Here is a 24,759-nt window from a genome sequence, read left to right as displayed (position 1 = left end):
AAAACACTCCACTGGCTGATCTGATGTCTCATATAAGGCTATTGCTGTACAGGTTTTTTCCAGAAGCCGACAAGCAGCGCTGTAACGAGGGCACCGATCAGGATTGCAAGCCCGTATAAGAATGGATTCCCTTCAACAAACGGAACAACAAAGATTCCGCCGTGAGGCGCCCGGAGACCGATACCGAACAGCATTGTAAGCGCTCCTGCCGTTGCGGAGCCTGCCACCAAGGAAGGAATAACGCGCCCTGGATCTGCTGCCGCGAACGGAATGGCCCCTTCGGTAATAAAAGAAAGACCCATTACATAACATGTTTTTCCTGCTTCACGCTCTTGCTTTGTAAATTTATTTCTGAAAATGGACGTTGCAATGGCGAGGCCGAGCGGCGGCACCATACCGCCAGCCATAATCGCTGCATGCGGTGCAAAGTTGCCGGCATCGATCATTGCTATACCAAATGTAAAGGCTGCCTTGTTGATCGGGCCACCCATGTCAATGGCCATCATTCCTCCAAGCAGAAGACCGACAAGGATGGCGTTTCCTTTACCCAAGCCCTGCAGCCAGGAAGATAGAGCTTCATTTAATGCCTGTACTGGATCATTAATCACAAAGAGCATAATCAAACCGGTAATCAGTATGCCAAATACCGGATAGAGCAAAACGGGTTTAATGCCTTCCAAGGATTGAGGAAGCCTGGAAAACAGTTTTTTCAGTCCAAGAACAATGTAACCGGCAAGAAATCCGGCAATAAGGCCGCCGAGGAATCCGCTGTTTCCGGTGGATGCCAGGAAACCTCCGACCATCCCTGGGGCAAAGCCCGGGCTGTCTGCGATACTTCGAGCAATAAAGCCGGCAAGCACGGCAACCATTAATGCAAAAGCCGTTTTACCGCCAATCGTATCAAGCGCGGCTGCAAACTGATTATAAGAAGGATCTTTCGGATCGGCTGAATGAATCCCAAACATAAAGGAAATGGCGATTAATATCCCGCCACCAACAACAAAAGGAAGCATGTTAGAAACACCATTCATCAAATGACGGTAAAATGCCGATTGACGCTTTGGTTTTTCTCCGTCTTCAGCAGCCCGCGGTCTGCTGCCTGCTGTATAAACGGTTCCCTTTTTTTCTGCCGCATCATTCAGCAGTTTTTGCGGATTTCGAATAGCCTGAGCCACCGGAACCTGAATGAGTGTTTTCCCCTGAAAGCGGTCCATTTCAACTTGCTTATCCGCAGCGACAATGACAGCAGTCGCTTTTTCAATATCCGACGAGGTTAACCGGTTTTTTACACCACTTGAGCCGTTGGTCTCCACCTTCAGTTTCAATCCAAGCTCATTGGCTTTGGCTTTTAAGGCGTCAGCGGCCATGTAAGTGTGGGCAATACCGGTAGGGCAAGCGGTAACAGCGACGACATACGTTTCATCATCACTCGTCTCCACTGGTTGATCTTCCGTTTCCTCTTCTGCTGCCTCGGCCACTTGTTTCTCATTAATCAATGTAATAACTTCATCTTCTGTTTCCGCTTTCAGCAAACCTTCACGGAATGTCATATCCATCAAATAGGAGGACAGCTTGGATAAAGTTTCAAGATGCTCATTGTTAGCGCCTTCACTGGCTGCGATCATAAAAAACAGGTTGGACGGCATGCCATCAAGCGCATCATAATCCACTCCCTCCACACTGCGGCCAAACGCAATGGAAGGGGTTTTAACAGCCGCCGTTTTGGCATGCGGAATCGCAATTCCTTCACCGATTCCGGTTGTGCTTTGTGCTTCTCTTGCCAGGATTGCTTCACGATAAGCTTCCTTATCATTCAGCTTTCCGGCTTCATGCAATTTATTGACAAGCTCATCGATTACACTCGATTTATCTTTGGAAACAAGATTAAGCTTGATGGTATCTTTTGTAATCAGTTCTGTAATCTTCATCCTTCTTCCCCCTCTATCAGGTTTACGGTTACTTCAGGCAGATAGCGGTCAATGTCTTTTGCTGTACAGAACCCTGTTGAAAAGGCAGAGGCGCTTCCTGCTGTAACCCCATATTTAAAAGCTTCAAGCACATTTCCGTTTTTGGTGAAATGCGCAAGGAATCCGGCAACAACCGAATCTCCTGCTCCAACGGAATTTTCCAACGTTCCAGATGGCACATTGGCAAAGGCAGCAAGTTCTTTGCTGACAAACACCGCCCCGTCCCCGGCCATGGAGACAAGCACATGCTGTGCCCCTTCGTTTACAAGCTGTTTCCCATAGGCGGCTGCCTCACGGGGATCTTTAATGGAGGCGCCTACTAAGTCGCCCAGCTCATGATGATTCGGTTTAATTAGAAAAGGATGATGAGCCAGTGCTTCCTGCAAAGGTTTTCCTTTTGAATCAAGAATAGCCTGTGCGCCTTTTTGCCGTATGGAGGAGATTAGTTGACCATAAAATTCATTTGGTAAACTGGATGGCAGGCTGCCAGCCAGCACAACAAAATCAGTTGATTCAAGATTTGCCAACAGATTGTCTTCCAATTGTTCCAATGCGGATGCTGGAATGGAAGGAGAAATTCCGTTGATTTCTGTTTCTTTTCCGGTATTCAATTTAATGTTAATTCGTGTATTTTCTTCCACTCGGACAAATCGGGTGCCAATGTCAGCCTTCTGAAGAGAACTTTCAACAAAGTCGCCTGTAAATCCGCCGACGAATCCGGTTGCAACGCTGTCTACACCCAAATTTTTCAATACTTTTGAAACGTTGATTCCTTTTCCCCCTGCCACTATGGATTGTTCATTGACAAGGTTGATCTCGCCCTCCTTAAGACCATCTGTTTTCACAAAATAATCTATGGAGGGATTTAGTGTTACTGTATAAATCATTTTTCCACCGCCTTAACCAAGGTCTTCTTTTCAAATGATGCAAGCTGTACGTTTTTGCTTTGAACCGTAATAATAAATGCTTCTTCAAGCAAGGCGACTTTTGAAAAACTGGATTTTCCAAATTTAGATGGATCAGCGAGGACGTATTTTTCCTGAGAAAGCTCAAGTACCTTTTGCTTTAAAATGGATTCCTCAGGATCCGGTGTCGTATATCCCCAGTCCTCATGGATTCCGTTTATTCCGATAAAACATTTATCAAAACGATAATTTTCCAGACTCTTGATCGCTCCGCTGCCAATCATGGCCCCTGTCTTTGGTTTAATAAGGCCGCCAACCAGGTATGTCGGAATTCCCTTCTCCACGAGCGGTTCAACAAGCTGAATTCCGTTCGTCACAACAATCAGGTTCTCCAGATTCAAATGCGGAATCATCTGCATTGTCGTTGTCCCGGCATCCAGATAAATGCATTCATGCTCCTGAACCAATGAAGCAGCATATTGGCCAATATTCTGTTTCTCCTCCACATTTCGGAGAGTTTTCTCGGCAAGGGAAGGTTCTTCTGCTTTATCCTCGATCCTTGATGCCCCGCCATGTATACGTTTTAGCTTTTTCGCTTTTTCAAGTCTGTCTAAATCCCTGCGTATCGTTGATTCCGAAGAACCTGTTTCCTGAACTAGCTCTTCGAGGGTTACTACCTTTTGGTGATCGAATAACGACAAAATAATTTCCTGGCGCTGTGAAAACAGCATCTAACCCCTCCTTGCTGGTACTTATTATAAAGTAAGCCTTTTCAATAATCAATCAAAAACTTTCAAAAACAATCAATTTCCATCATTAATTATAATTTTCAGTCAAAAACATTCATTAGGGTGGTCGGTTTTGACAAAAGAAAAAAGCAGCCTGCGAAAGCTGGCTGCTTTTGATTGATTACATTATTGTGCTTTTGTTTCGTTTAATTCAAGTTCATATCGGTTTTTCGGATGCTCACGGCACTCGTCCGAACAAGAGCGTTTATATTTTACTTCACATTCCTCACAGCAAACGTGCTGACGATTGCAATCAGGATTTGCGCAGTTTACATAACGGTCTTCCGTTTTACCGCAATAGTAGCATTTGGCGATGACCACATCTTCCTCGGTACGGTTAACCGGAACAGAAATCCGCTCATCGAAGACGTACATTTTGCCATCCCAGAAACGTCCTTTTGTTTCCTCATCCTTACCGTATGTCGTAATTCCTCCATGCAGCTGGTAAACGTCCTTAAAACCTTCTTTCAGAAGGTATCCTGAAAACTTTTCGCAGCGAATTCCGCCGGTGCAGTATGTGAGTACTTTTTTATCTTTGAATTGTTCAAGATTTTCTTTAACCCATTCCGGAAAATCACGGGATGCTTTTACATCCGGGCGAATGGCATTTCGGAAATGGCCAATCTCATATTCATAGTCATTTCTTCCGTCAACAACCACGACATCGTCCCTCTGGATCATTTCCATCCATTCTTTAGGGCTCAATCGTTTTCCAGTAACCTCGTTCGGGTTCACGTCATCTTCAAAGCGCCATGTAACTAGCTCTTTTTTCGGACGAACGAACATTTTTTTGAAGGCATGCTCGTCTGATTCATCAATTTTAAAAACGATATCTTCAAAACGAGGATCGCTCTTCAGGTCCCGCATATATTGCTCGGTTTGTTCAACCGTGCCCGAGATTGTTCCGTTGATGCCTTCTGGAGCAACAATGATTCTGCCCAGTACGCCGAGTTCTTTGCAATACTTTAAATGTTTTCTTGCGAAGTATTCATGCTCCTCGACTGGCACATACTTATAATACAATAAAATTCGATAAGGCTTTTGCATTTCGTTTGTCATATTAATCACCAACCTGCAACGTTGAATTTTGTTTTTGAAATGCATATAAAAAACCACCGGAATAACCCCGTGGTATTTATAACTATAATTGGCGCGCCCACCAGGATTCGAACCCAGAATACGAGAGCCGAAATCTCGTGTGATATCCATTTCACTATAGGCGCTTAACTGACAGCTTGGTTACCGTCACGAGATATATCATAAACAATATTCAGGAATAAAACAACCCTTTAAAAGAAAATAATTTTATTTTTTTATTTCGATCTTAATTTTCAAGTGATTTCCGGTTGATAAATTCTTCTTCAATACCATGGTAATGCGTGATCGCCGGCTCTCCCTGTCTCCAGCACAGCAATACTTCCTCGTTTTCAATCATGGCCGGAAAATCAACAAGCCCTGCGTGGATATCTTTTAATTCAGCTCCAAATGAATGGATATTATGGATGTAGCTCTGAGCTTCCATCTCCATAAAATCGAGCTTGCTTTCAAGTACGAAAAAATCGTCATCCGGAGGATTATCTGACAACCGCAGTTTTTCCAATTGATCATAAAATTTCACAAAAGAAAGCTGAAGCTGCTGAAGGGCTTCTAACTCACGTGTAATGACCGGCAAAAGCTGATTCGCTTCTTCAACAGTAAAATATTTCATGCTATTAGACTCCTCTAGTGTTTACTTACTCTTTCATTATAACAACACTTCGGATGAATAGCATTAATAATGTACCGGCCAGAAAACCCACAATTGTAATTAGACGTTTGCTGTCTGCTTTTTCGGCTGCTTCAGATCAAGATAAAAATTTCTTACCTTGTCATCTTCAAGAAGTTCCGGGAAGTCTCTCCGGTATTCAGAGCTGATTAAAATGTGCGCTGCCAATGCTCCGGAATCTTTATTCATGAGACGGCGAAGAGTCAGCCACTTTTCCTGTTTTGTTTTCAAATGAAATTTTGTAACAAACAGCATTATTCTATCATTTGCACTGAAATTGTTATGGTTTCCGCTATAGAGTGTGAGACTAGTAATTCCTTTCATCTCCATCACCATCCCCTTCACGTTCTTTTTATCATTATTATTCAATGTTTTTAGAAATATACTACCCCTTGGTAAATTAATCTATTACCACTAGTAAACTTATTTTAAAATACTAGACTGTGCAGTTTGCGATCCGGACGGTTTTTTGCTTTAATTGAATTATCAAAAAATGGGAAATATTATTTGAAATTAAAGTGAAAAGCGGGGAAAAAGTATGTCCGTCACAAAAATCAATCCCTTCCAACTGGAAGAAGCAACGATTTCATACATTCAGGAAGCGCTGGAAAAAGAAGAAATTACTTCGCTAAAGATGGTGGGGATGTACATAGAAAGAATTTCGAAATTTAATCACACAGGCCCAGGACTGAATGCGGTTATTGAAATCAACCCTGATGCGATCCACATTGCAGAAGCACTGGATGCCGAACGATCCACTAAAGGAGCAAGAGGTCCTCTTCACGGGATTCCAGTTTTGATCAAAGATAATATTAATACCGGTGATGCCATGCACACCAGTGCCGGCTCTCTTGCCCTGAGCGAATCGTACGCCGACCAGGATGCCTTTATCGTGACAAAACTAAGAGAAGCGGGCGCTATTATTCTCGGGAAGACCAACCTGACTGAATGGGCAAATTTTATGACAGAAAACATGCCCAACGGATTTAGTTCACGGGGAGGACAGGTCCTGAATCCTTACGGACCCGGAAAATTTGATGTCAGCGGTTCAAGCTCTGGATCCGGATCTGCAGTAGCCGCAAATTTTGCCGTGGCTGCGATCGGAACCGAGACGTCCGGATCGATCACCAGTCCCGCCGCCGCCAACAGTATTGTCGGGATCAAACCGACCGTTGGCCTGCTCTCGCGATTTGGCATCATTCCTATTTCTGTCAGTCAGGATACCGCAGGTCCCATGACACGGACTGTAGCTGATGCCGCCATACTTCTTGGAGCGATGACGGGGCTTGATCACAATGATGCCGCCACGTTAAAGGCTTCCTATTCAAGCAAAGCTGACTATACCGCCTACCTGAGGGAACATGCATTAAACGGTACACGGATCGGTATTTCGTATGAATATTCCGTCAGAGAATTGTCTCCTTCTCAAAAGGAATTATTTGATCAAACCATTGCAACTATGAAAGAAAAAGGGGCGGAAATTGTTATTCTCGATTCAGCAACCCCTCTCGAACAGGAAGATGGGGATTTTAATGTATTGCTTTATGAATTTAAATCGGGTATCAACTCCTACTTGAAACGGCACACCAAACTCCCATCAATCACCTCTCTGGAAGATGTGATTGCTTATAATTCAAAGCATCCTGAAACATGCCTGAAATATGGGCAGGTTCTTTTAGAGCAAAGTGAAAGCACATCCGGCACACTTACCGAGTCCTCGTATTTAAACAGCCGACTGGATGATCTTAAAAAAACAAGGGAACTTGGATTGGATCAGGCTCTGAACGAATTTCAGCTGGATGCCATTTTGTATCCAACAGATGCGGGCTATGGGTTTCCCGCAAAGGCAGGCTATCCTTCGATCAGTGTGCCCGCAGGCTATGATGATGAGGGCAAACCCTTTGGCATCCTTTTTACGGCAGGTGCGTTCTCCGAGCCGAAGCTGATATCATTGGCCTACTCTTTCGAACAGGCAACGAAATACCGTATACCGCCAAAAATGTAAGGTTACAAAAACCCGGCTCCAAATGGGAGCCGGGTTTTTTATGTTAATGCAAAATGACTTTTGAAGAGATGATCGCCGAGATGCTGGTGAGAGCTTTATCAATATCTTCAAAGGTAACATCATAGTGAGTGGTAAATCGGATCGTTTGAGGTCCAAAAGCAACAGCAAGTATTCCTTGGCCCTTGAGCAATTGAAGGAATTGGTCGGCAGAAAATCCGGTTTGCCCAATATTAACCAAAACAATATTGGTATCCACCTGGTTTTCGATGGAAAGCGACGGGATTTCCGCTAAGCCCTCTGCCAGCTTGCTGGCTTTTTCATGATCCTCATGCAGACGCTCTGTCATCTCGGTAAGCGCGATCCGTCCCGGTGCAGCCAGCACACCTCCCTGGCGGAGTCCTCCCCCAAGTCGTTTTCTCCACTTTCTTGCTTTCCGGATAAAATCCTCCGATCCGGCAATCAGGGAGCCGACCGGTGCCCCAAGCCCTTTGGAAAGGCAAATTTGTACCGTATCACAATAAGAAGCGAAATCTTTGACGCTTGTTCCACTGCCAGCTGCCGCATTAAAAAGGCGTGCGCCATCGATATGAACAGGGATCGAGGCAGCAGAACAAATTTTGTAAATGTCTTTCATATCACGAAGAGGAACGATCGCTCCGCCTGCACGGTTATGCGTATTTTCCAAACAAACAAGGCTTGTCTCAGGGTGATGAATATCGTCACTCCGAATCGCGTTTTTAACATCCTCTGCCTGCATGGAGCCGTTGATTCCCTTGACCAAACGAGGCTGAATTCCCGCAAAAGCCGATACAGCGGCTCCTTCATACATGTATATATGGGAGTCGCTTTCCATGATAACCTCACTGCCAGGTGCCGTATGAGTCAAAACCGCAATCTGGTTTCCTTGTGTACCGCTCGTGACAAACAATGCTTTTTCCTTTCCGAGCAGGTCAGCAGCGGTTTCTTCCAAGGAATTAACAGCAGGATCTTCTCCGTAGACATCGTCCCCCACCTCAGCTGCGTACATGGCCTTTCGCATACGCTCTGTCGGCTTTGTCACGGTGTCGCTTCTAAGATCGATCATTGCACTATACCCCTCCGGATGTTTTTTATCTATCGTAACACAATTGCCTTATAAAAAAAGAAAAAAACTCCGGCTGCCCCGGAGTCCGTTTATGTTTAACGCGAAATGACTTCACTTTTCTTTTGTTGAAATCCAGCTGTAAGATCGCTGTTTCTGTTGCTTTTTTGAACGTCCCCTTCCACTCGCTGATAGCGGAGAGAAACAACGATCATGTCACCCATCTGTCTTCCCAATTTCATTCCTTCCTCGACATCTGCCTTATATTGAATACCTGCCAGAAACATCGTCCATGAGATCTCCTCGGCCAGCCGTTTCAGCTTCCCGTCTTCATGGGGGAAAAAGTAGGATAAGATCATATGGGCACAGCCTGCAGCGGAAGCCTGCTCACATACAAACGAAGGAGAAGAGGGAATTGAAAGAACCGGCTGCAGGGTGGCATCCAGCTGATGGGGACGTGGAACATCATACAAGTTTTTCACATAGTGAACGGCAGCCGCGGTATCCGATAATCCCATTGTCAGTGCCGCCCTAACTCTGGCAGACAACATAGGTGATAATTTATAAGATGAAATCAAATTTCCGGTTATCCGAAACCAAAAATCTTGTAGATGCTCACCATAAAAGTTGATCTTCTTCCGCTTGTCAGGAGTCAAATTTCGTAACGCTGAACGCACTTGCTTGAGCTCATTGCCTTTAAAATCAACAAAAGCAGGATTCCTCAACTCCCAGGTGACCACGTTCCCTTTTCTGTCGGTAAATTCTCCCCTTCTGTTTCGTTTCAGGAAAAAGGTCGGCCAATTGTTACCATGCCCTTCATCTCGACTCCGGCTGCAATCAAACGAACTCCATGCAGGATATCTTCTGTTTATTCTCATTTTACTCCCCCATGCATCCTGTTTTATTTTAAACTAGTAATCATTTAACTTTATGGATGCATACCAGAAAACTTTCTTATATTTTTCAATGGGCATACATCTTTTCTTTTTCGGGGTTTGTCTTCATAATAAAAGAGACTACATCTCAGGGAGGTTAATTGATGAATTATTATGCTGTTCGTTTACCAGTTTTAGATGAAGAAAAAAGCAAGGTTCACCGTCAGGAACATCTTAGCTATCTTGAAAGCCTTGCAGAAAAAGGGAATATCTTTACATATGGAAGGTTTACCGACGGTACTGGTGGACTTGTTATTTACAAGGCTGCCAATCTGGAAGAAGCAACTTCACTGGCCAAAAATGATCCGTACGTCGTGACCGGGGCCAGAGATTGTGTGGTTAACGAGTGGGCCATGAACATTGAAGTACTTTCGAAATAAAAAACAAAATCCCGGCAAAGCAACACTGCTTTACCGGGATTTTTCTTTAATATACGCGATAAAACCATCTCTGCACCCATCGTTTGCAAGAAGCCGCTGTACATAATAAACATCTTTTAACGGACCGCTTTTTTCAAACGATTGAATCAGACCGGAAGATTGTGGATCGTTCATGAGCTCCTGATACCAACATTGTTTTTTTAATTCCGCCAAATAATGAGCAAGATCGGGATCTTTTATCCTTAAGATATGCTTTTTAATAAATCCCACGATCCCGGCACCAGCAAGCAGTAGCACCATTAACCCCGTCAGCATCGCATTCTCCTCAATCCCCTAATTCAATGATGGCATAATGGAACTTGGACGAAGGCCGCTTTATTACGGTAAATCCAAATTGTTCAAATCGGCTGCTTTTATAATGGTCCTTCAATACGACCCGTTCTTTGGCGACCCGTTTTGCTTCCGAAATAATATCAGCGGTAAGAGGCGAATATTCCGCCATATTCTTCAGTCCGCTCAAACCGGGGGATTGTATCGTTTCCTCGAACATCGGATCAAAATAAACAACATCGAAGGATTGGTCGGACTGTCGCTTCAGATAGGCCAAATGATCTTCGTGCAGGATGGTGATCCGGCGCATGGATTCATCCATTTCCTTCAACCCGCTTTCCCACGTTATCAATCCGCTTTTCACCAAAAACGCGATGTACTGGTTTTTCTCCAATCCGGTCACTTTCCCCTCTGGTCCGACAGCCAGGCTGCATACAATCGCATCAGAAGCCAGTCCGGCCGTACAATCAAGAACAGTCATGCCTTTTTTAAGCCGTGCCGCTGTGAGCAATGGATCATGCTCTCCCCTTACGATTTGCTTCACCCGGAACATCGAGGAATTCGGATGAAAAAATAGCGGTTCTGATCCACCAAAAGGATGCAAGGTCAGTTTTTCTTTTCCAACCATTAATAGATGATCCTTAAATTGGGTATGTAAGGAAGAGATGGATTTATTTTTTCTCAACACAAACGTTCCTCCGACCGTCTCGTTGATTTTTTCCGCTTTTTCGATCAGTTTTTGATCAAACTTGCCTGCCGTTGTCACAATCATTGCTATTTCACCAGAACCTTTTTTATTTAATCTTTTATCACACATTTGCCGAAAGAGCAATCCTTCACCCTATACAGCAGCCTTTAAGGAGGAAATTCATGAAGAATTGGAGTTTATTTCAAGGAATCGGAAAATTCGTTTATACATACCGAAAGCTGATCATTGCAGTTTGGATTTTGCTTGCCGCAACGTTTAGTGTTCTGGCACTGAAACTGCCAGACTCCCTCAGCGGAAGCGGTTTTGAAATGGAAGGTTCATTTAAAAAAGTAGAAAACATGATGCAGCAGGATTTTGGCCAGCCTAAATCATCGGTCATGGTGCTTTTTCAATCCGATACCCTCTCACCCCAAGATACACAGTACAAAAACACAGTAGAGCGTACGCTGAAAAAATTGAGAGATGTGGATCATGCGGTCAGTGTAACCTCACCCTACTCTTCAGCAAAGATGATCAAAGGAAACACCTCTTATGCAACTGTGAATTTTGACTTGAATTTCGGAGAACTTAAAAAATCAATCGAACAGATCCGCTCCAAAACGACCAGCACAAAGGATGTCAAAATTGGAATCACAGGCGGTCCGGTTATCGCCGAAGACATGAACACAGCGAGCCAGAAAGATTTGGCACGCGCCGAGGCGATTGGACTTCCCGCAGCTCTGATCATTCTACTGCTGGCATTTGGAGGTCTGGTCGCAGCAGGCCTTCCGATTCTTATTGGTTTGATCAGTGTGGCCTGTGCGATGGGTGTGCTTTACCTGGTAAGTCAGGAACTGAATTTAACGATCTTCATATTAAATGTCGTTCCGATGATCGGCCTTGCACTCGGCATTGATTTCGCGCTACTGCTGGTCAACCGTTTCAGAGAGGAATTGGAGAAAAACCCGGTGAAAAAAGCAGTCATCACGTCAGTACAAACAGCAGGCAGGTCCATCGCATTCTCTGGCTTGTGTGTGTTTCTGGGGCTTTCAGGTATGCTGCTCATCCGAATCGATATCTTTCGTTCCGTCGCCCTCGGAGGCATGGTCGTTGTTATCATCTCGGTTATCAACGCGCTCACGTTTCTCCCTGCCGTCTTAAGTATCCTCGGACCGCGCATTAACTCGCTGATGATTTTAAAACGTAACCGTGAACGATCCGGCTGGAAAGCTTTCGCAACGTTCGTGATGAAACGCCCGGGAATCATGCTGACTGCGTCCATCGCCATTCTTGTCCTTTTCCTATTGCCCGTACGCCATTTAGAATTATCCATTCCTGAGGCCGAGTCCCTTCCTCCTGATTACGAATCAAGGATCATGTTCGAGAAATTCGAGGACACATTCGGTAAAAAAGATTTATATCCCGTGACCATCGTCGCAAAGAGCAATGGAGATATAACGAGCAGTGATAACCTTACCAGAGCGGAGCAGCTGGTCGAACGGTTGAAAAAAGAGAGTGTCGTCGACCGGGTGGACTCCCTGTTTTCCCATACCGGTGGCATACCGCCTGATCAGCTCCAATCGTTCATCAAAACAAAGGAAGGAAAACGCCGCCTGCAGTCGGTGCTCGACCATTATTCAAAGGATAATCTAACCGTCATCCAGGCATATCTTTCAGTGGGCGTCACATCTGACAAGGCAAAGCAATGGGTCAAAGATTGGGAAGGTGAAAAAAATGGCTTAAAACTCACATTAGGCGGTTCAACCAAGTTCAACCAGGAAATCTTCGATGAAATTCTTAATAAAACACCTGAAGGGCTTGTCATCGTATTGCTATCGACCTTTGTTATCCTTCTTCTTGCTTTTCAATCATTATTTATTCCGTTAAAAGCCATTGTCATGAACATTCTCAGTCTTTCGGCAACCTTCGGCCTGTTGGTATGGATCTTTCAAAGCGGAAATCTCATGGATCCTGTCAGTATCGGATTAATGATTCCCGTCTTTACGTTCGGTATCGTTTTTGGACTCAGCATGGACTATGAAGTATTTCTCATTTCCCGGATACAGGAAGTCTATGAAAACACGGGCGACAACGACAAGGCAACACTGGACGGTTTAACGTCAACCTCCAAAATCATTACCTCTGCTGCCGCCATTATGATCGTGATTACGGGTTCATTTGTAACAACGGACGTCATGCCGGTAAAACAAATCGGCATAGCAATTGCACTGGCTATTTTCATCGACGCCACCCTTGTCCGAATGATTCTTGTCCCTTCTTTGATGAAACTAATGGGCAAATGGAACTGGTGGCTGCCATTCAGGAAACACACTGTAAAAAACCACGCCCAATAACGGCCGTGGTTTTTTACTATTTGCTTGTTTAAAAATCCCCTATCTAAACCATCGGAATGATTATATAATAAGAGAAAAAGACAGGCGAAAGGTGAATCGTATGGTATTTTTCATTCTGTTATTATCTTACGTTATTGGATCGGTTCCTTTTGCGCTCATTGTAGGCAAGTGGGGCTACGGCATAGACATCAGACAGCACGGAAGCGGAAATCTCGGAGGAACGAACACCTTCCGAATCCTTGGAAAAAAAGCAGGCTTTATTGTAACCATTTCGGACATCCTTAAAGGAACCCTTGCCGCATCTCTTCCCGTTTTGTTTCATACGGATCTTCATATCCTTATTGCCGGAATTCCGGCAGTGCTTGGCCATTGCTATCCTATTTTCGCAAAGTTTAGGGGCGGTAAGGCGGTTGCCACATCAGCGGGGATTTTATTGTTTTATGCTCCCCTTATGTTCGTCGTCCTTGTGGCTGTATTTTTTGTTGTCCTTTACCTGAGCAAGTATGTGTCTCTTTCTTCCCTCATCGCGTGCTCGGCAGCTGTTGTCTACGGACTGATCGTACAGGACGTGCTTCTTACGGTGGTAATGACGGCATTTCTGCTGTTTCTTCTTTATCGTCACCGTACCAACATTGTGAGAATCATATCCAAAACAGAGCCAAAGATTACATGGCTTTAAACGTTCCGTGAAGGAACGTTTTTTTTATTTTAAAAAAATCCGCATTTGTCCGTTACCGACCAGGGCAAACGTACATAGGCTGTAGGGTGATATATACCTATATTATTGATTAACGGAGGGACAATAATGGAAAACAAAAAAATAAATGTACCTATGGCCCCGGCAAATAAACCTATGAACGCCCCTGTCAATATGCCGGTAAACAAACCCGTGAACATCCCATTAAACAAGCCGCTCAACGTACCAACTGCCCTTGCAGCACCCGTCTATGACCACGGGTATGGCGGTTACGGATACGGAGGAACACCGTGTTATGATTATGGTTATGGCGGCGGATACGGAGGCTATGGTGGTTATGGCGGACACTTCGGATTTACCCTGCTCATCGTGCTCTTTATTTTGTTAATCATTATTGGCTGCTCCTGCTGGTCCGGATTTGACGGCGAGGAACGTTGCGAAAGCAGCAGCTCCAGCAGCAGTTCATGCAGCAGCACAAAAAGTCATTAATAAAAAGCAGGGGCGAAAAACCGCTCCTGCTTTACTATTTGATATGAATATACAAGTCTTCCAGTGTCTCTATTCCCTTTTCAATACATAACCGCAACAGGTTCATCCACAAACTGCTCATAATCTTTACATCAGCATCCGCCTGGTGCCGGTTCTGACAGGGAATATTAAAATAATCGGCAGCACTGTCCAGGCTCGGAAAAGGGCCCTCCCCGGTGAGACGTTCTGTCAGGAGAGCCAGCTCCAGGGCCGGCTGTTTTAAGGAAGAACGATATCTTCTCCACAAGTAATGGTTCAAGAACGCATAATCATGAGAAATATGATATCCAATAACAATACCTCCAGATAAAAAGCCCAGAATTTCTTCTGCTTTTTCATCCAATGCCGGTGCCTCTTTTACATCTTTTGTGGTAATGCCGGTAAGCAGACTAATTTCTTTCGGAATCTCTATTCCCGGATTGATTAAACAACGAAACTCACCAATAACCGATCGGTTTTGGATACGCGCAGCTGCCACCGAAAAGATATGGTCTCCATGCTCCGGCCGGAAACCAGTTGTCTCTGTATCCAGCACAATAAACAGGACATCTTCCAAGCGGGTTTGGAGATCAGCGCGCCTGGACGCTTTTTCCTTCAGCATCCTCCTGATCCAGGCTTCATGCTGAAAGGACCCGGGGCTCCCTGGCGGTACTTCTCCTCTTTTCAGGCCCAGATTGAACAAGCGGTTCATGAACTGCTTCAGATTTCCGTCAAAACCCGGTTGATTGTTCAAACTGTATTCCTCTCTTTTTTATCTTTTTTTGCAGCCATTTTACAAGTCGCATCGTATCCTTCAACTGGTGAACCCGTTTGGTTCCCAAACGGTTTAACTGGATATGATAATCCAGCTTGTCATCATTGTCCCTGGCTTTCACAGAATGACAGAGCCGCAGGTGCAGAAGAAAATCATAGGCCAGAAGACAATCTTCCAGTTGAACCCTGGATAGCTCTCCCCGTCCCTCTAAAACAATCAATCTTTCCCGTGTTGAAGATTCTTCAACGTTGCTGATCACAGCCAAAACTTTAACAGCATTTGTAAAGGGAGCAAAAACACCTTGCTTTACATCAAAACGGCCAGCGAATTTCCCCCATCGTTCTGTGAATATCATTCCTGCAAAGTTAATCGGTATATCATGAGACCCTGCAAGCGAGGACATCTTCATGAGTACTTTCGGATGTTGCCGAAGTTCATGAAGGTACCAGGCTCGCAGTTGATACAAAAGCCCGGGATTACCGAAAATTGGCCTGGTGTCCAACAGCATCATCAAATATTTTAAATCATACTCACTCGCCTCGTTCCAGTAGGCGGCCAGCTGTGTTTTCCATTCGCTTTCACTGTGTCTCCAACGGGGATTGGATGCCATCACATTCCCAGGGCATAAAGGATAGCCAGCCTCAGAAAGATAATGAACGGACGCTTCAGAGAATTCCCTCGCAAATCGTTCAGCCTTCTCCTGATCCAATCCGAAATCATGGATCAACCCATTATCCTGGTCCGTCCAGATTGTCTGTTCTTGTCTTGCACTTGACCCCATGCTGAAAAAACAAAGATTCCCTTCAGGCTCCCCGATCTCCTGAATAACATGGTCGTATGCAAAGGAAACCGCCTTCCTCGCCATCACATCGTGCGCTTCATTCAGTTGAGCATATACTTCCCCAGTCGAATGTTGGGAATCCTGCAACGCCTGAATCCACGAGATAAACATCTCGTGGATTCTTCGCAATTCTTCCAGTGTAGCCGCTTTTTGCACCCTTTCCTTTACACTAAGAATCTCAAGGGCATCCTGTTTGCCTTTGGATTCATCAAAAAGATTCAACATGGACCTAATTGGCTTTCTTTGCGCTGGTAAGTGAAGGATCAAGGTGCTCAGGGTAACCGTATGAACCATGTTCACTGATATCCAGTCCGGAAATCTCCTGCTCCGGGGTTACCCGAAGGCCGACAAGTTTCTTCATGACAAACAATAAAATGAACGAAATAACTCCGACATAAACCGCTGCACCAATAACACCGATCGTTTGAACAAACAATTGATCAAAGCCTCCGCCATAAAAAAGTCCTGCTTTCCCTACGCCAGTCTGTTCCACGAGACGAGGAGAGGCAAAAAAACCGGTCGAAATCGTACCAATAATACCGGCAATCCCATGAACAGAAAAAGCATAAATCGGATCATCAATCCCTTTTCTTTCAAAATAGACCGACGTCCAGAAAGTAAACGCCCCTGCAAAGAATCCGATCACAATAGCTGCCCAGGCTTCCACAAAGGCACATGCGGCAGTAATAGCCACCAAAGCGGCAAGAACGCCATTGACCATTGCAGGAATATCCGCTTTCCCTGTCAGAAACTTAGAAGTCAGGATTGCACCGATTGCTCCGGCCGCCGCTGCCAGATTAGTAGTCAAGGCAACATAGCCAAAAAATCCATCCGCAGTACCCATCGTGCTTCCTGCATTAAATCCGAACCAGCCAATCCAAAGAATAATTCCGCCAAGCACCGTATAGACCTGGTTATGACCCGGAATAAGGTTCGGTGTCCGATCCTTATTGAACTTCCCAATTCGCGGCCCAAGAAGAAGCGTAGCCACTAGAGCAGCAATTGCTCCCTGAAGATGGACAACCGTTGAGCCGGCAAAATCCTGCATCCCCATTTCTCCCAGCCATCCACCGCCCCAAACCCAGTGACCGATGACCGGATAAATTAAAACGGTGAAGACGATGCCGAAAATAAAATAAACGGATAATTTCGCACGCTCAGCAAATCCTCCCCACGCAATGGCCAGTGATACACCGACGAACGCCAATTGAAACAAAAATTTAAGTGACAGTGGCACATTGGCCCAGGATAAGGCCTCGAATGTCTTGCTGTCGCCCCCTAGCATCCAACCAGAAGTTCCAAATAAGCTGTTGCCCTCCCCGAAAGTGATTCCAAATCCGACAGCCCAAAAAGCAATCGTGGCAAGGGCAAAACTCAAAATTTGCTTTCCGGCAACATGCCCCGAATTCTTCATTCGTGTCGATCCCGCTTCAAGGAGCGCAAATCCCGCCTGCATCCCAATTACCAGGATTGCTGCAACCATCACCCAAAGAGAATCCAGGTACATCATGATCGTACTTTCCTTCATGTTACATCTCCACCCTTCTTCATGTCATGTTTTCTAACATCTGATAGGTATACTATATGACATGTAAAAAGAAAGTGCAATTGTTTTCTGAATATTTTTCAAAATAAGTTGATTATTTGTCCTACTTATCTCCTATTCTCTGCATAAAAAAAGAATCTTCAGAGGATCGCAAAAGCTTCCTCTGAAGATTCCGGTATTGGTATGGTTTATTTATTATAGGTGTTATAAGCGTTCACAAGGTTTCCAACAATCTCTTCCGCACTGTGGTTTTCAATATCGTGGCGGTGAATAAAGTGAACCACTTCTTTGCCTTTTAATAGGGCCATGGACGGAGAAGAAGGAGGATACCCTTCAAAATATTCTCTCATTTTTGCGGTTGCTTCTTTATCTTGTCCGGCAAAAACGGTAACCAAATGATCGGGTTTTGCTTCATGGTTAAGTGAATAAATTGCCGATGGCCTGGCCAATCCTGCAGCACAACCGCACACGGAATTGATGAAAACAAGAGAAGTTCCCTCTGCATTTTCCATAAAACCGTCCACTTCTTCTGGTGTTGTTAATTCTTTGAACCCTGCATTTGTAAGCTCGGCTCTCATCGGCTGGGCCATTTGCTTCATGTACTCTTCGTAAGCGTTCATAATATCCCTCCAAATCAATCTGTATTGTCATTATAGCCCATAATCCAAATGGAAGAAACTCATTTCACTTATTAAGAGAATAGGAGGACTCATTCATCTCTTCTGATGAAATGAGATGAACCCCTGTTTTTTCTTTTTGGGCAAACTCAAACATGGCAGCGGCGACCGAACTCGCTTTTACAGGGCGGTATTTTTTAAGACCACCTTTGAACAAAAAGGAAAGCCGACCGGCAATCCAGTCAGCAGCTCGTTCTCCTGCCCGGAACTCCTCACGCTCGCCTGTTAACAGAGACGGGCGGAATATTCCGATCAATGGCACACCTTCTTTTGCCACGTCACGCTCCATCTCTCCCTTAACCCTGCTATAGAAAAAACGTGACTCCATATCTGCACCCAGTGCGGAAATTACCTGAAAGGAATGTGCTCCCTGATCGGCCGCAATATGGGACATCACAACGGGATAATGATGATCAACCTGTCTGAAATTCTCCTTCGTCTTTGCCTTTTTTATCGTTGTACCAAGGCAGCAAAATACATCTGCGGCAATAAAGTAATGTTTGTGCTCTTCAAGGCTGTTAAAATCTGTGATTACTTCTGTCACTTTCTTATGGCTGATGCCTTTTTTCCTTCGAGCAAACACAATAGTACGCTCATACCTATTGCTTTCTGCCAACAAATGGAGTAATTCCCACCCGACAAGTCCTGTAGCTCCGGCAATCACTGCCGTTTTTCCCATGTTACCATTCCTTCCATGATCCTTTTTAACTAAAACGAGCTCTCGTTTACGACTCTGGCTCCAATGACATTTGTGAAATGCTGAAGCGCCCAATCATGGCCGGCGGCATTAAAGCTTTGTACAGCATCCTCATGAACGACAATGGTAAAGCCTCTATTATAGGCATCAATCGCGGTGTGCAAAACACAAATATCAGAGCAAACACCAACCAGGTGAATTTCAGTAATGTTGCGTTCCCGCAATTTGAGATCAAGATTGGTTCCGGCAAAAGCACTGTACCTGGTTTTATCCATCCAGTACACCAGCTTATTTTGCTCGGCCAGCAAAGAAGAGACATACTCTCCAAGCTTTCCGTATTGCTCTCTTCCCTTTGTCCCTTTAATATTGTGAGGCGGAAACAGTGACATTTCGGGATGGTACGTATCCTCTTCTTCATGCAAATCAACCGCAAATACAACAAAATCATTATTCTCGACGAATTGCTTTGTAAGGGCTGTTAAACGGTTCTCGATGGACTGGCCCGGAACACCGCATGTCAATTTTCCTTCATCCGCAACAAAATCAAACGTATAATCCACAACAATCAAGGCTTTCATCGTCCTAGCTCCCTTATGATATTATCCAAGCGTTTCAATCTCTACGTTTTGTACTCCTGTTATTTCTTTAATATCATAATAAATGTCGGTTGTATATCTTTTATCGTACGTTCCAATGGTCAGTTCCATTTTACTCATTCCATTTTCCAGATCCTTCACACGCACATTGTAAATTTTCATCTGTCTCTTCTTGATTTCTTTAATCATTTCCGTCATATTCCTGCCATCAGGAACAATAAGTCGTACTTTAGCTTCTTTTTCCCTCAGCGTTTTCGGACCTACCCATTTCATGATCATGGGGATCAATTCTACACTGATCAGAATCATGAGTGCCCCTGCGGAAGCCTCTAAGTAAAAACCTGCTCCCGATGCAATTCCCAATCCGGAAGCGCCCCAAATCATCGCAGCTGTTGTCAGCCCTGAAATGACGTCATTGCTCCGCCTTAATATGACACCTGCACCCAGGAAACCGATACCGCTGACGATTTGTGCCGCCAAACGCATCGGATCCATCATTGTTCTTCCTGTCAGCTCAGAATATGTGCTTGCTGATTCAATGGAAACAATTGTCAACAGACAACTGCTGATCGAAATGACCAGGCATGTTTTCAGGCCAACCGGTTTTCGTTTCAGTTCCCGCTCAAGGCCAATGACCAAACCGAGGAATGCTGATATTCCAAGCTTGATTAAAATGAGGCTCATTGCCATTCCCCTCCCTCTTATATTTTATATGTATGGTAAATATCCTAAAAATACTATAACCTTCCGAAAAGCTCAACTATATATCAGAAAATGTAGATAAACAGAAAAGCATCCTATATAATAAGGATGATTTAAATTTTTCTGAAAAATTAGATAAAGGAGTGTTGCATGCGTGGATTCTCACTTACATTTTCCGGAGGGGATGAAATGTTAGCCGAAAAAGAGATTAAAAAAGGACAAACCGATTATTCAGCCATTGCTTCTTCCCCGTCTTTTCAGAATTTGATTCGCCAAAAAAAGAAATTCCTTCTGCCTATGTCGATTTTCTTCCTGGTCTTTTACTTTACTCTTCCCATCATGACGTCCTACTCAACCATCTTAAATACGAATGCAGTCGGTGGCATTAGCTGGGCTTGGATTTTTGCATTTTCCCAGTTTGTTATGACGTGGATGCTTTGCATTCTTTATTCCCGAAAAGCGATAAAATTTGACCAAATCGCCAATCATGTCATCACTCAATCCGAAAAGGAGAAAACGAAATGAATACAGCTTTCATGCTGTTCGTCGGAATTGTTGCCATTACTCTTGTCATAACATACTTTGCTGCCAAACGGACCAATAATGCAAACGATTTTTACACTGCAAGCGGCGGCCTGACAGGATGGCAAAATGGTCTTGCCATCGCAGGTGATTACATGTCAGCCGCGTCGTTTTTAGGCATTGCCGGTTCTATTGCGCTTTCAGGATTTGACGGATTCTTTTATTCCATCGGGTTTCTCGTTGCTTATCTCGTCGTCCTCTATCTCGTGGCCGAACCGCTCAGAAACCTTGGTAAGTACACGATGGCCGATATGATCGCCTCCCGGTTTGATGATAGGAAGGTCCGGGGTGTGTCCGCCTTGAATACCATCACCATTTCCATCTTTTATATGATCGCCCAGCTCGTAGGAGCAGGAGCCCTCATTACTTTATTGCTCGGTTTGAAATACACAACCTCGGTATTAATCGTCGGTGTTCTTATGACGGTTTATGTGGTGTTTGGCGGCATGATGGCCACGAGCTGGGTACAGATCGTAAAAGCTGTTTTGCTCATGATCGGAACCTTTATTATCTCCGTCATGGTTTTTGCCAAATTCGGATTCAGTGTAACAGGGATGTTTGAGCATATGAAATCTGCTACCCCGCTCGGAGAGAGTTTCCTGAATCCCGGCAATAAATACAAAGACCCGCTGGATACGATTTCTCTCAACATGGCTCTTGTCCTTGGTACAGCCGGCCTGCCGCACATTCTAATCCGTTTTTTTACAGTAAAAGACGCCCCGACGGCGAGAAAGTCCGTCGTCTATGCCACATGGTTGATCGGCATCTTTTACATCATGACGGTTTTTCTGGGATTTGGAGCGGCCGCGTTTGTGGGAACGGATAGTATCGTAAAAGCCAATGCGGCAGGCAATATGGCAGCCCCATTGCTTGCCCGAGCACTCGGCGGAGATTTCTTGTTCGCCTTTGTATCAGCGGTTGCGTTTGCGACCATTCTTGCCGTGGTTGCCGGCCTTGTACTTTCCGCCGCATCTGCCTTTGCTCATGATTTTTACAGCCAGATCCTGCGCAAGGGAAAGGCAACCGAAAAAGAGCAAATGAATGCCGCAAGATGGGCTTCCATCGGTGTGGCTGTTCTATCCATCCTGCTTGCACTCTTTGCCCAAAAACTGAATGTAGCCTTCCTGGTGTCTCTTGCTTTTGCTGTTGCGGCAAGTGCTAACCTGCCGATTTTGCTTCTCACTGTCTTTTGGAAGCGCTTTAACACCACAGGTGCAGTAACCGGCATGCTTGTAGGCCTTTTCAGTTCCCTGATCCTTGTCGCCATCAGTCCGAGCGTCTGGTCTCCGGAAGCGGGTGTCGCCATTCTTGTCGGAGACCCATTGTTCCCGCTTGCCAATCCAGGTATTGTTTCCATTCCGTTAGGCTTCATTGGAGCCATCGTCGGAACCCTGTTGTCAAGAAAGACCGTGGATCAAAGCAAATTTGATGAAATTCTCGTAAAAGTAAATACAGGTGTCGGGCTGCGCGATAACGCCTAACCGAAAAAAGGACAGCATTTCATTCATGCTGTCCTTTTTCCTTGTTCAGGGTATGCTTGCGTACGAGCGGATAAAAAACGATTCCCGATATCAAAAGTGACATGCCAAAAAGGAAGGTTTTAATATCCTCCGTACCTGCTTTGATAACCCATAACGAATACAGGGCAGCAAGAACCGCAATCAGTCCGTCGCCAAATCTCGATCTTGAAGCTCCTTCATACGTTTCCCCGCTGAAAACGAGTTTTACCTGATACAGGGAAGCCATCAAATAAGGAACGAGGAAAGCCAGTGTTGCAACAAAAATGACGAAATCAAATGCATCAGCCATTGATTGGGAAACTACGGAAAAAATAAAAAGCTGTGTCATAATATTAGTGACAATCAATGAAAAAGAAGGGGCGCCGTATCGGTTTTCTTTTGCGAACGCCGGAATAAACATCGATTTGTTGGCGGCTTGATAGGGAACCTCGGCTGCGAGCAAAATCCATCCTATGGTCGCTCCAAACAATGAGATCAGGCCTAGAATAGCCATAATACTGCTTCCCGACGGACCGATTACACTTTCCAGCGCATCCACAAGGGGCTTTTGTGAATGAATAAGTTCCTTTTGAGGAAGAGTTCCCATGACAAGAACCGTAATCCCTATATAAATCAAAAGAGCAATCAGGAGTCCGAAGATGGTCGCCTTCTTTACATCATTTTGCCTTTTGGCCCGGTTGGAAAAAACCACCGCAGATTCCACGCCAACAAATGCCCAAAGGGTGGAAATGGCCGCAGCATTCAACTGACCCATAAACCCGATTGTTTCTCCCGAGCTGCTCGGCTTCGGTTCAACAAAGGGAGTCAGGTAGCTGGATTGAAAAGCAAACAAACAGATCAAGATAAAAAACAAGAATCCCGCAACCTTTGCCACGGTTGCTACCAGATTCGCCTTCCCTGCCCCTTCGATTCCTTTCAGGATCATAAAATGAAGACCCCACAATAATGCAGAACACACCAAAAAAGTGATCCCGCCCCCAAGGGTGACATCTGTGCTTCCTGCCGTAAAAAGAGGTTGTTTACTGGTCATCACCGGAAAAAAGGTGGACAGGTAGCTGGCAAACGTCGTAATGATTGCCACGTTGCCCGCAAAGTTTGCCACCCAATATCCCCAGCCCACGAGATAGCCTGCGACCAGCGAGGTTTCAGAGTCCTCCTTGAATAAGGCCTTCGCATAGTTTTGCGGTCCGCCATTCAAAGAGGGTTTTCTCAAGGCAAGGTTGCCGAACACCAGGGCCGTCAACAATACACCCAATCCTGTAACCAACCATGCGCCCAGAACACCTCCAGGACTCGCCACTTCGGCCAGCGAACGGGGCAGCATAAATATCCCCGATCCAACCATGTTTCCTATAACCAATGCGGTGAGCACCGGCAATCCAAGCTTATGTTCGTTCATTTCAAAATCCCTCCAAGGATATCATTCCTCCCTACTATCTCCCTCTTTGGCTATCACTAACCGTTTTTCACCGTACACAAAAAAGCATACAGAAAAAATCTGCATGCTTTCCCTATCGTTAAATTTTTAAAAACGTCATTCCGTTTTCCTGCTTCACTTTGTTTTCTTTAATTAATTTGCCAAGTGCCCGTTTAAATGCTGCCTTACTGATGTCAAATTCATTTTTGATGTCATCCGGGTCCGATTTATCGGTATACGGCATCTGGCCTTTATGATTCTTCAAGTACTGATAGATCATTTCTGCGTCTTCATTATACGCCTGTTCTTTTCTTGGCTTCATGGAAAGATTGACTCTGCCGTCCTCTCTCACAAACGTTACACGGCACTCCACCCGTTCGCCGAGCCGGACCCGGCGCGTCATTTCTTCGTTGTGAACAAAACCAATCAGATGATTTTCAGTAAACACCAAAGCTCCTGCTTCATTAAGTTTGTAAACATGGCCTGCCACCATCTCATTAAATTGGCTTTCTTCCGCCGCCTCCGCCTGATCCACAATCTCCTGTTCTGTTGCAAGGTCAGCAAACAGTCTGCCTTTTTTATCAAGGCGGAGTCCGCAGTACAACTGATCTCCAACCGCCGGCCATTGATCCAGCGGTCCCGGTAGGTCATCATTGGACAATAATACATCTTTATGTATGCCCATATCGAGAAAAACACCGAGTCGTTTTTGAGAACCTACGACTGTCAGCCAGGCCAATGTATCCAGCCTTACTTTTGGCTGTGACATCGTTGCCGCAAGGCGGCCATCATGATCCTGATATAAAAAGACATCAACGGTTTCTCCTTCTTTCAACTCCCGTGATGCTTCACGTTTGTGAAGCATCACATCCTCTGTACCATTGCTTAAAAAATAGCCAAACTCACTCAATCTCGCCACATTTAAGGCCGTGACTTCTCCGGCCCTTAACTTATTTTCCATAACCGCTCAATCCTTTTGCTCTTTTTCATAGTATTCACCTTTA

Annotated in this window: 25 protein-coding genes, 1 tRNA gene and 1 pseudogene; 7 read left to right on the top strand and 20 right to left on the bottom strand. The window is 44.9% G+C overall.

From position 1 onward, the window contains the following. Window positions 1-38: 38 nt before the first annotated feature. From QNH15_RS12525 to QNH15_RS12495, 7 genes are all read right to left on the bottom strand, one after another. Window positions 39-1,928, bottom strand: a complete 1,890-nt coding sequence (locus QNH15_RS12525) for a PTS fructose transporter subunit IIABC (RefSeq protein ID WP_129475726.1) — start codon at window positions 1,926-1,928, stop codon at window positions 39-41. Beyond that, a complete protein-coding gene (gene pfkB / locus QNH15_RS12520; protein WP_283895051.1) occupies window positions 1,925-2,854 on the bottom strand; it encodes a 1-phosphofructokinase in 930 nt (309 codons plus the stop codon). Before pfkB ends, QNH15_RS12525 begins: the two co-directional genes overlap by 4 nt. Next, on the bottom strand, window positions 2,851-3,603 hold the full coding sequence (locus QNH15_RS12515; protein WP_283895049.1) for a DeoR/GlpR family DNA-binding transcription regulator: 753 nt from the start codon (window positions 3,601-3,603) through the stop codon (window positions 2,851-2,853). Before QNH15_RS12515 ends, pfkB begins: the two co-directional genes overlap by 4 nt. 183 nt (window positions 3,604-3,786) lie before the next feature. Next, on the bottom strand, window positions 3,787-4,719 hold the full coding sequence (gene trhO, locus QNH15_RS12510; RefSeq protein WP_283895047.1) for an oxygen-dependent tRNA uridine(34) hydroxylase TrhO: 933 nt from the start codon (window positions 4,717-4,719) through the stop codon (window positions 3,787-3,789). Window positions 4,720-4,808: 89 nt separating this feature from the next. Beyond that, window positions 4,809-4,883: transfer RNA gene (locus tag QNH15_RS12505), tRNA-Arg, on the bottom strand. Window positions 4,884-4,984: 101 nt separating this feature from the next. After that, window positions 4,985-5,368, bottom strand: coding sequence for a DUF2203 domain-containing protein (locus QNH15_RS12500; RefSeq protein WP_061969914.1), 384 nt, complete (start codon window positions 5,366-5,368; stop codon window positions 4,985-4,987). Between the two features lie 99 nt (window positions 5,369-5,467). After that, window positions 5,468-5,749, bottom strand: coding sequence for a hypothetical protein (locus QNH15_RS12495; RefSeq protein ID WP_141687035.1), 282 nt, complete (start codon window positions 5,747-5,749; stop codon window positions 5,468-5,470). Window positions 5,750-5,963: 214 nt separating this feature from the next. On the opposite strand from QNH15_RS12495, the gene QNH15_RS12490 reads away from it, so the two are divergent. Continuing rightward, window positions 5,964-7,430, top strand: a complete 1,467-nt coding sequence (locus QNH15_RS12490; RefSeq protein ID WP_283895046.1) for an amidase family protein — start codon at window positions 5,964-5,966, stop codon at window positions 7,428-7,430. 43 nt (window positions 7,431-7,473) lie between these two features. Here QNH15_RS12490 and ltaE read toward each other — a convergent pair whose 3' ends face one another. Beyond that, window positions 7,474-8,514, bottom strand: coding sequence for a low-specificity L-threonine aldolase (gene ltaE / locus QNH15_RS12485; RefSeq protein WP_283895045.1), 1,041 nt, complete (start codon window positions 8,512-8,514; stop codon window positions 7,474-7,476). A gap of 95 nt (window positions 8,515-8,609) precedes the next feature. Further along, window positions 8,610-9,389 (bottom strand): phosphatase PAP2 family protein, encoded by a 780-nt coding sequence (locus QNH15_RS12480; protein ID WP_283895043.1) that lies wholly within the window; start codon window positions 9,387-9,389, stop codon window positions 8,610-8,612. Between the two features lie 161 nt (window positions 9,390-9,550). On the opposite strand from QNH15_RS12480, the gene QNH15_RS12475 reads away from it, so the two are divergent. Continuing rightward, window positions 9,551-9,826 carry a YciI family protein gene (locus QNH15_RS12475; RefSeq protein WP_061969902.1) on the top strand — a complete coding sequence of 92 codons (276 nt, stop codon included), beginning with the start codon at window positions 9,551-9,553 and terminating at the stop codon, window positions 9,824-9,826. Between the two features lie 30 nt (window positions 9,827-9,856). On the opposite strand, the gene QNH15_RS12470 is transcribed toward QNH15_RS12475, so the two are convergent. Further along, window positions 9,857-10,141, bottom strand: a complete 285-nt coding sequence (locus tag QNH15_RS12470) for a hypothetical protein (protein ID WP_283895040.1) — start codon at window positions 10,139-10,141, stop codon at window positions 9,857-9,859. Window positions 10,142-10,151: 10 nt separating this feature from the next. After that, window positions 10,152-10,928: a class I SAM-dependent methyltransferase gene (locus tag QNH15_RS12465; RefSeq protein ID WP_283895038.1), complete on the bottom strand. Its 777-nt coding sequence runs from the start codon at window positions 10,926-10,928 to the stop codon at window positions 10,152-10,154. 98 nt (window positions 10,929-11,026) lie between these two features. Here QNH15_RS12465 and QNH15_RS12460 point away from each other — a divergent pair, with 98 nt between their 5' ends. From QNH15_RS12460 to yjcZ, 3 genes and pseudogenes are all read left to right on the top strand, one after another. Next, window positions 11,027-13,198, top strand: coding sequence for an MMPL family transporter (locus QNH15_RS12460; RefSeq protein ID WP_283895036.1), 2,172 nt, complete (start codon window positions 11,027-11,029; stop codon window positions 13,196-13,198). A gap of 100 nt (window positions 13,199-13,298) precedes the next feature. After that, complete coding sequence (plsY, locus tag QNH15_RS12455) at window positions 13,299-13,877, top strand: glycerol-3-phosphate 1-O-acyltransferase PlsY (RefSeq protein WP_061969894.1); 579 nt, start codon at window positions 13,299-13,301, stop codon at window positions 13,875-13,877. Window positions 13,878-14,162: 285 nt separating this feature from the next. Further along, window positions 14,163-14,321: pseudogene (yjcZ, locus tag QNH15_RS12450) on the top strand (sporulation protein YjcZ); the annotation flags it as partial. A gap of 97 nt (window positions 14,322-14,418) precedes the next feature. On the opposite strand, the gene QNH15_RS12445 reads toward yjcZ, so the two are convergent. The 7 genes from QNH15_RS12445 to QNH15_RS12415 all read right to left on the bottom strand — a co-directional run bounded on the left by QNH15_RS12445 (window position 14,419) and on the right by QNH15_RS12415 (window position 20,218). Then, on the bottom strand, window positions 14,419-15,156 hold the full coding sequence (locus QNH15_RS12445; protein ID WP_283895033.1) for an exonuclease domain-containing protein: 738 nt from the start codon (window positions 15,154-15,156) through the stop codon (window positions 14,419-14,421). Then, a complete protein-coding gene (locus QNH15_RS12440) occupies window positions 15,134-16,243 on the bottom strand; it encodes a DUF294 nucleotidyltransferase-like domain-containing protein (RefSeq protein WP_283895031.1) in 1,110 nt (369 codons plus the stop codon). The genes QNH15_RS12445 and QNH15_RS12440 overlap by 23 nt, the downstream gene beginning before the upstream one ends. A 4-nt stretch (window positions 16,244-16,247) precedes the next feature. After that, window positions 16,248-17,546 carry an ammonium transporter gene (locus QNH15_RS12435; RefSeq protein ID WP_283895029.1) on the bottom strand — a complete coding sequence of 433 codons (1,299 nt, stop codon included), beginning with the start codon at window positions 17,544-17,546 and terminating at the stop codon, window positions 16,248-16,250. 206 nt (window positions 17,547-17,752) lie between these two features. Beyond that, a complete protein-coding gene (locus QNH15_RS12430; RefSeq protein WP_090236734.1) occupies window positions 17,753-18,187 on the bottom strand; it encodes a BrxA/BrxB family bacilliredoxin in 435 nt (144 codons plus the stop codon). 61 nt (window positions 18,188-18,248) lie between these two features. Continuing rightward, window positions 18,249-18,920 (bottom strand): Rossmann-fold NAD(P)-binding domain-containing protein, encoded by a 672-nt coding sequence (locus QNH15_RS12425; protein ID WP_283895027.1) that lies wholly within the window; start codon window positions 18,918-18,920, stop codon window positions 18,249-18,251. Window positions 18,921-18,949: 29 nt separating this feature from the next. Then, window positions 18,950-19,516, bottom strand: coding sequence for a cysteine hydrolase family protein (locus tag QNH15_RS12420; protein WP_061969882.1), 567 nt, complete (start codon window positions 19,514-19,516; stop codon window positions 18,950-18,952). Between the two features lie 21 nt (window positions 19,517-19,537). Next, window positions 19,538-20,218, bottom strand: a complete 681-nt coding sequence (locus QNH15_RS12415) for an MgtC/SapB family protein (protein WP_430667146.1) — start codon at window positions 20,216-20,218, stop codon at window positions 19,538-19,540. 207 nt (window positions 20,219-20,425) lie between these two features. Between QNH15_RS12415 and QNH15_RS12410 the strand changes: the two genes are divergently transcribed. Both QNH15_RS12410 and QNH15_RS12405 read left to right on the top strand, forming a co-directional pair. Next, window positions 20,426-20,761 (top strand): DUF485 domain-containing protein, encoded by a 336-nt coding sequence (locus QNH15_RS12410; RefSeq protein WP_283895023.1) that lies wholly within the window; start codon window positions 20,426-20,428, stop codon window positions 20,759-20,761. Then, on the top strand, window positions 20,758-22,299 hold the full coding sequence (locus QNH15_RS12405) for a solute symporter family protein (protein WP_283895021.1): 1,542 nt from the start codon (window positions 20,758-20,760) through the stop codon (window positions 22,297-22,299). The genes QNH15_RS12410 and QNH15_RS12405 overlap by 4 nt, the downstream gene beginning before the upstream one ends. 19 nt (window positions 22,300-22,318) lie before the next feature. Here the strand turns inward: QNH15_RS12405 and QNH15_RS12400 are convergent, their stop codons facing one another. Further along, window positions 22,319-23,737: an amino acid permease gene (locus tag QNH15_RS12400; protein ID WP_283895019.1), complete on the bottom strand. Its 1,419-nt coding sequence runs from the start codon at window positions 23,735-23,737 to the stop codon at window positions 22,319-22,321. Window positions 23,738-23,855: 118 nt separating this feature from the next. Further along, window positions 23,856-24,716 carry a CvfB family protein gene (locus tag QNH15_RS12395; RefSeq protein WP_283895017.1) on the bottom strand — a complete coding sequence of 287 codons (861 nt, stop codon included), beginning with the start codon at window positions 24,714-24,716 and terminating at the stop codon, window positions 23,856-23,858. Between the last annotated feature and the right edge of the window lie 43 nt (window positions 24,717-24,759).

The sequence above is a fragment of the Fictibacillus enclensis genome (genome assembly GCF_030123385.1).
Taxonomy (GTDB): Bacteria; Bacillota; Bacilli; order Bacillales; family Fictibacillaceae; genus Fictibacillus_C; species Fictibacillus_C enclensis.
The sequence above is the reverse complement of the archived record's forward strand: the minus strand, read 5'-3'. Positions and strand labels throughout refer to the sequence as shown.

Excerpts from the sequence above, each read along its gene's own strand:
- QNH15_RS12525 (WP_129475726.1), bottom strand. The coding sequence starts at position 1,928 with ATGAAGATTACAGAACTGATTACAAAAGATACCATCAAGCTTAATCTT.
- pfkB (WP_283895051.1), bottom strand. The coding sequence starts at position 2,854 with ATGATTTATACAGTAACACTAAATCCCTCCATAGATTATTTTGTGAAA.
- QNH15_RS12515 (WP_283895049.1), bottom strand. The coding sequence starts at position 3,603 with ATGCTGTTTTCACAGCGCCAGGAAATTATTTTGTCGTTATTCGATCAC.
- trhO (WP_283895047.1), bottom strand. The coding sequence starts at position 4,719 with ATGACAAACGAAATGCAAAAGCCTTATCGAATTTTATTGTATTATAAG.
- QNH15_RS12500 (WP_061969914.1), bottom strand. The coding sequence starts at position 5,368 with ATGAAATATTTTACTGTTGAAGAAGCGAATCAGCTTTTGCCGGTCATT.
- QNH15_RS12495 (WP_141687035.1), bottom strand. The coding sequence starts at position 5,749 with ATGAAAGGAATTACTAGTCTCACACTCTATAGCGGAAACCATAACAAT.
- QNH15_RS12490 (WP_283895046.1), top strand. The coding sequence starts at position 5,964 with ATGTCCGTCACAAAAATCAATCCCTTCCAACTGGAAGAAGCAACGATT.
- ltaE (WP_283895045.1), bottom strand. The coding sequence starts at position 8,514 with ATGATCGATCTTAGAAGCGACACCGTGACAAAGCCGACAGAGCGTATG.
- QNH15_RS12480 (WP_283895043.1), bottom strand. The coding sequence starts at position 9,389 with ATGAGAATAAACAGAAGATATCCTGCATGGAGTTCGTTTGATTGCAGC.
- QNH15_RS12475 (WP_061969902.1), top strand. The coding sequence starts at position 9,551 with ATGAATTATTATGCTGTTCGTTTACCAGTTTTAGATGAAGAAAAAAGC.
- QNH15_RS12470 (WP_283895040.1), bottom strand. The coding sequence starts at position 10,141 with ATGCTGACGGGGTTAATGGTGCTACTGCTTGCTGGTGCCGGGATCGTG.
- QNH15_RS12465 (WP_283895038.1), bottom strand. The coding sequence starts at position 10,928 with ATGATTGTGACAACGGCAGGCAAGTTTGATCAAAAACTGATCGAAAAA.
- QNH15_RS12460 (WP_283895036.1), top strand. The coding sequence starts at position 11,027 with ATGAAGAATTGGAGTTTATTTCAAGGAATCGGAAAATTCGTTTATACA.
- plsY (WP_061969894.1), top strand. The coding sequence starts at position 13,299 with ATGGTATTTTTCATTCTGTTATTATCTTACGTTATTGGATCGGTTCCT.
- QNH15_RS12440 (WP_283895031.1), bottom strand. The coding sequence starts at position 16,243 with ATGTTGAATCTTTTTGATGAATCCAAAGGCAAACAGGATGCCCTTGAG.
- QNH15_RS12435 (WP_283895029.1), bottom strand. The coding sequence starts at position 17,546 with ATGAAGGAAAGTACGATCATGATGTACCTGGATTCTCTTTGGGTGATG.
- QNH15_RS12425 (WP_283895027.1), bottom strand. The coding sequence starts at position 18,920 with ATGGGAAAAACGGCAGTGATTGCCGGAGCTACAGGACTTGTCGGGTGG.
- QNH15_RS12420 (WP_061969882.1), bottom strand. The coding sequence starts at position 19,516 with ATGAAAGCCTTGATTGTTGTGGATTATACGTTTGATTTTGTTGCGGAT.
- QNH15_RS12415 (WP_430667146.1), bottom strand. The coding sequence starts at position 20,218 with ATGAGCCTCATTTTAATCAAGCTTGGAATATCAGCATTCCTCGGTTTG.
- QNH15_RS12410 (WP_283895023.1), top strand. The coding sequence starts at position 20,426 with ATGTTAGCCGAAAAAGAGATTAAAAAAGGACAAACCGATTATTCAGCC.
- QNH15_RS12405 (WP_283895021.1), top strand. The coding sequence starts at position 20,758 with ATGAATACAGCTTTCATGCTGTTCGTCGGAATTGTTGCCATTACTCTT.
- QNH15_RS12400 (WP_283895019.1), bottom strand. The coding sequence starts at position 23,737 with ATGAACGAACATAAGCTTGGATTGCCGGTGCTCACCGCATTGGTTATA.
- QNH15_RS12395 (WP_283895017.1), bottom strand. The coding sequence starts at position 24,716 with ATGGAAAATAAGTTAAGGGCCGGAGAAGTCACGGCCTTAAATGTGGCG.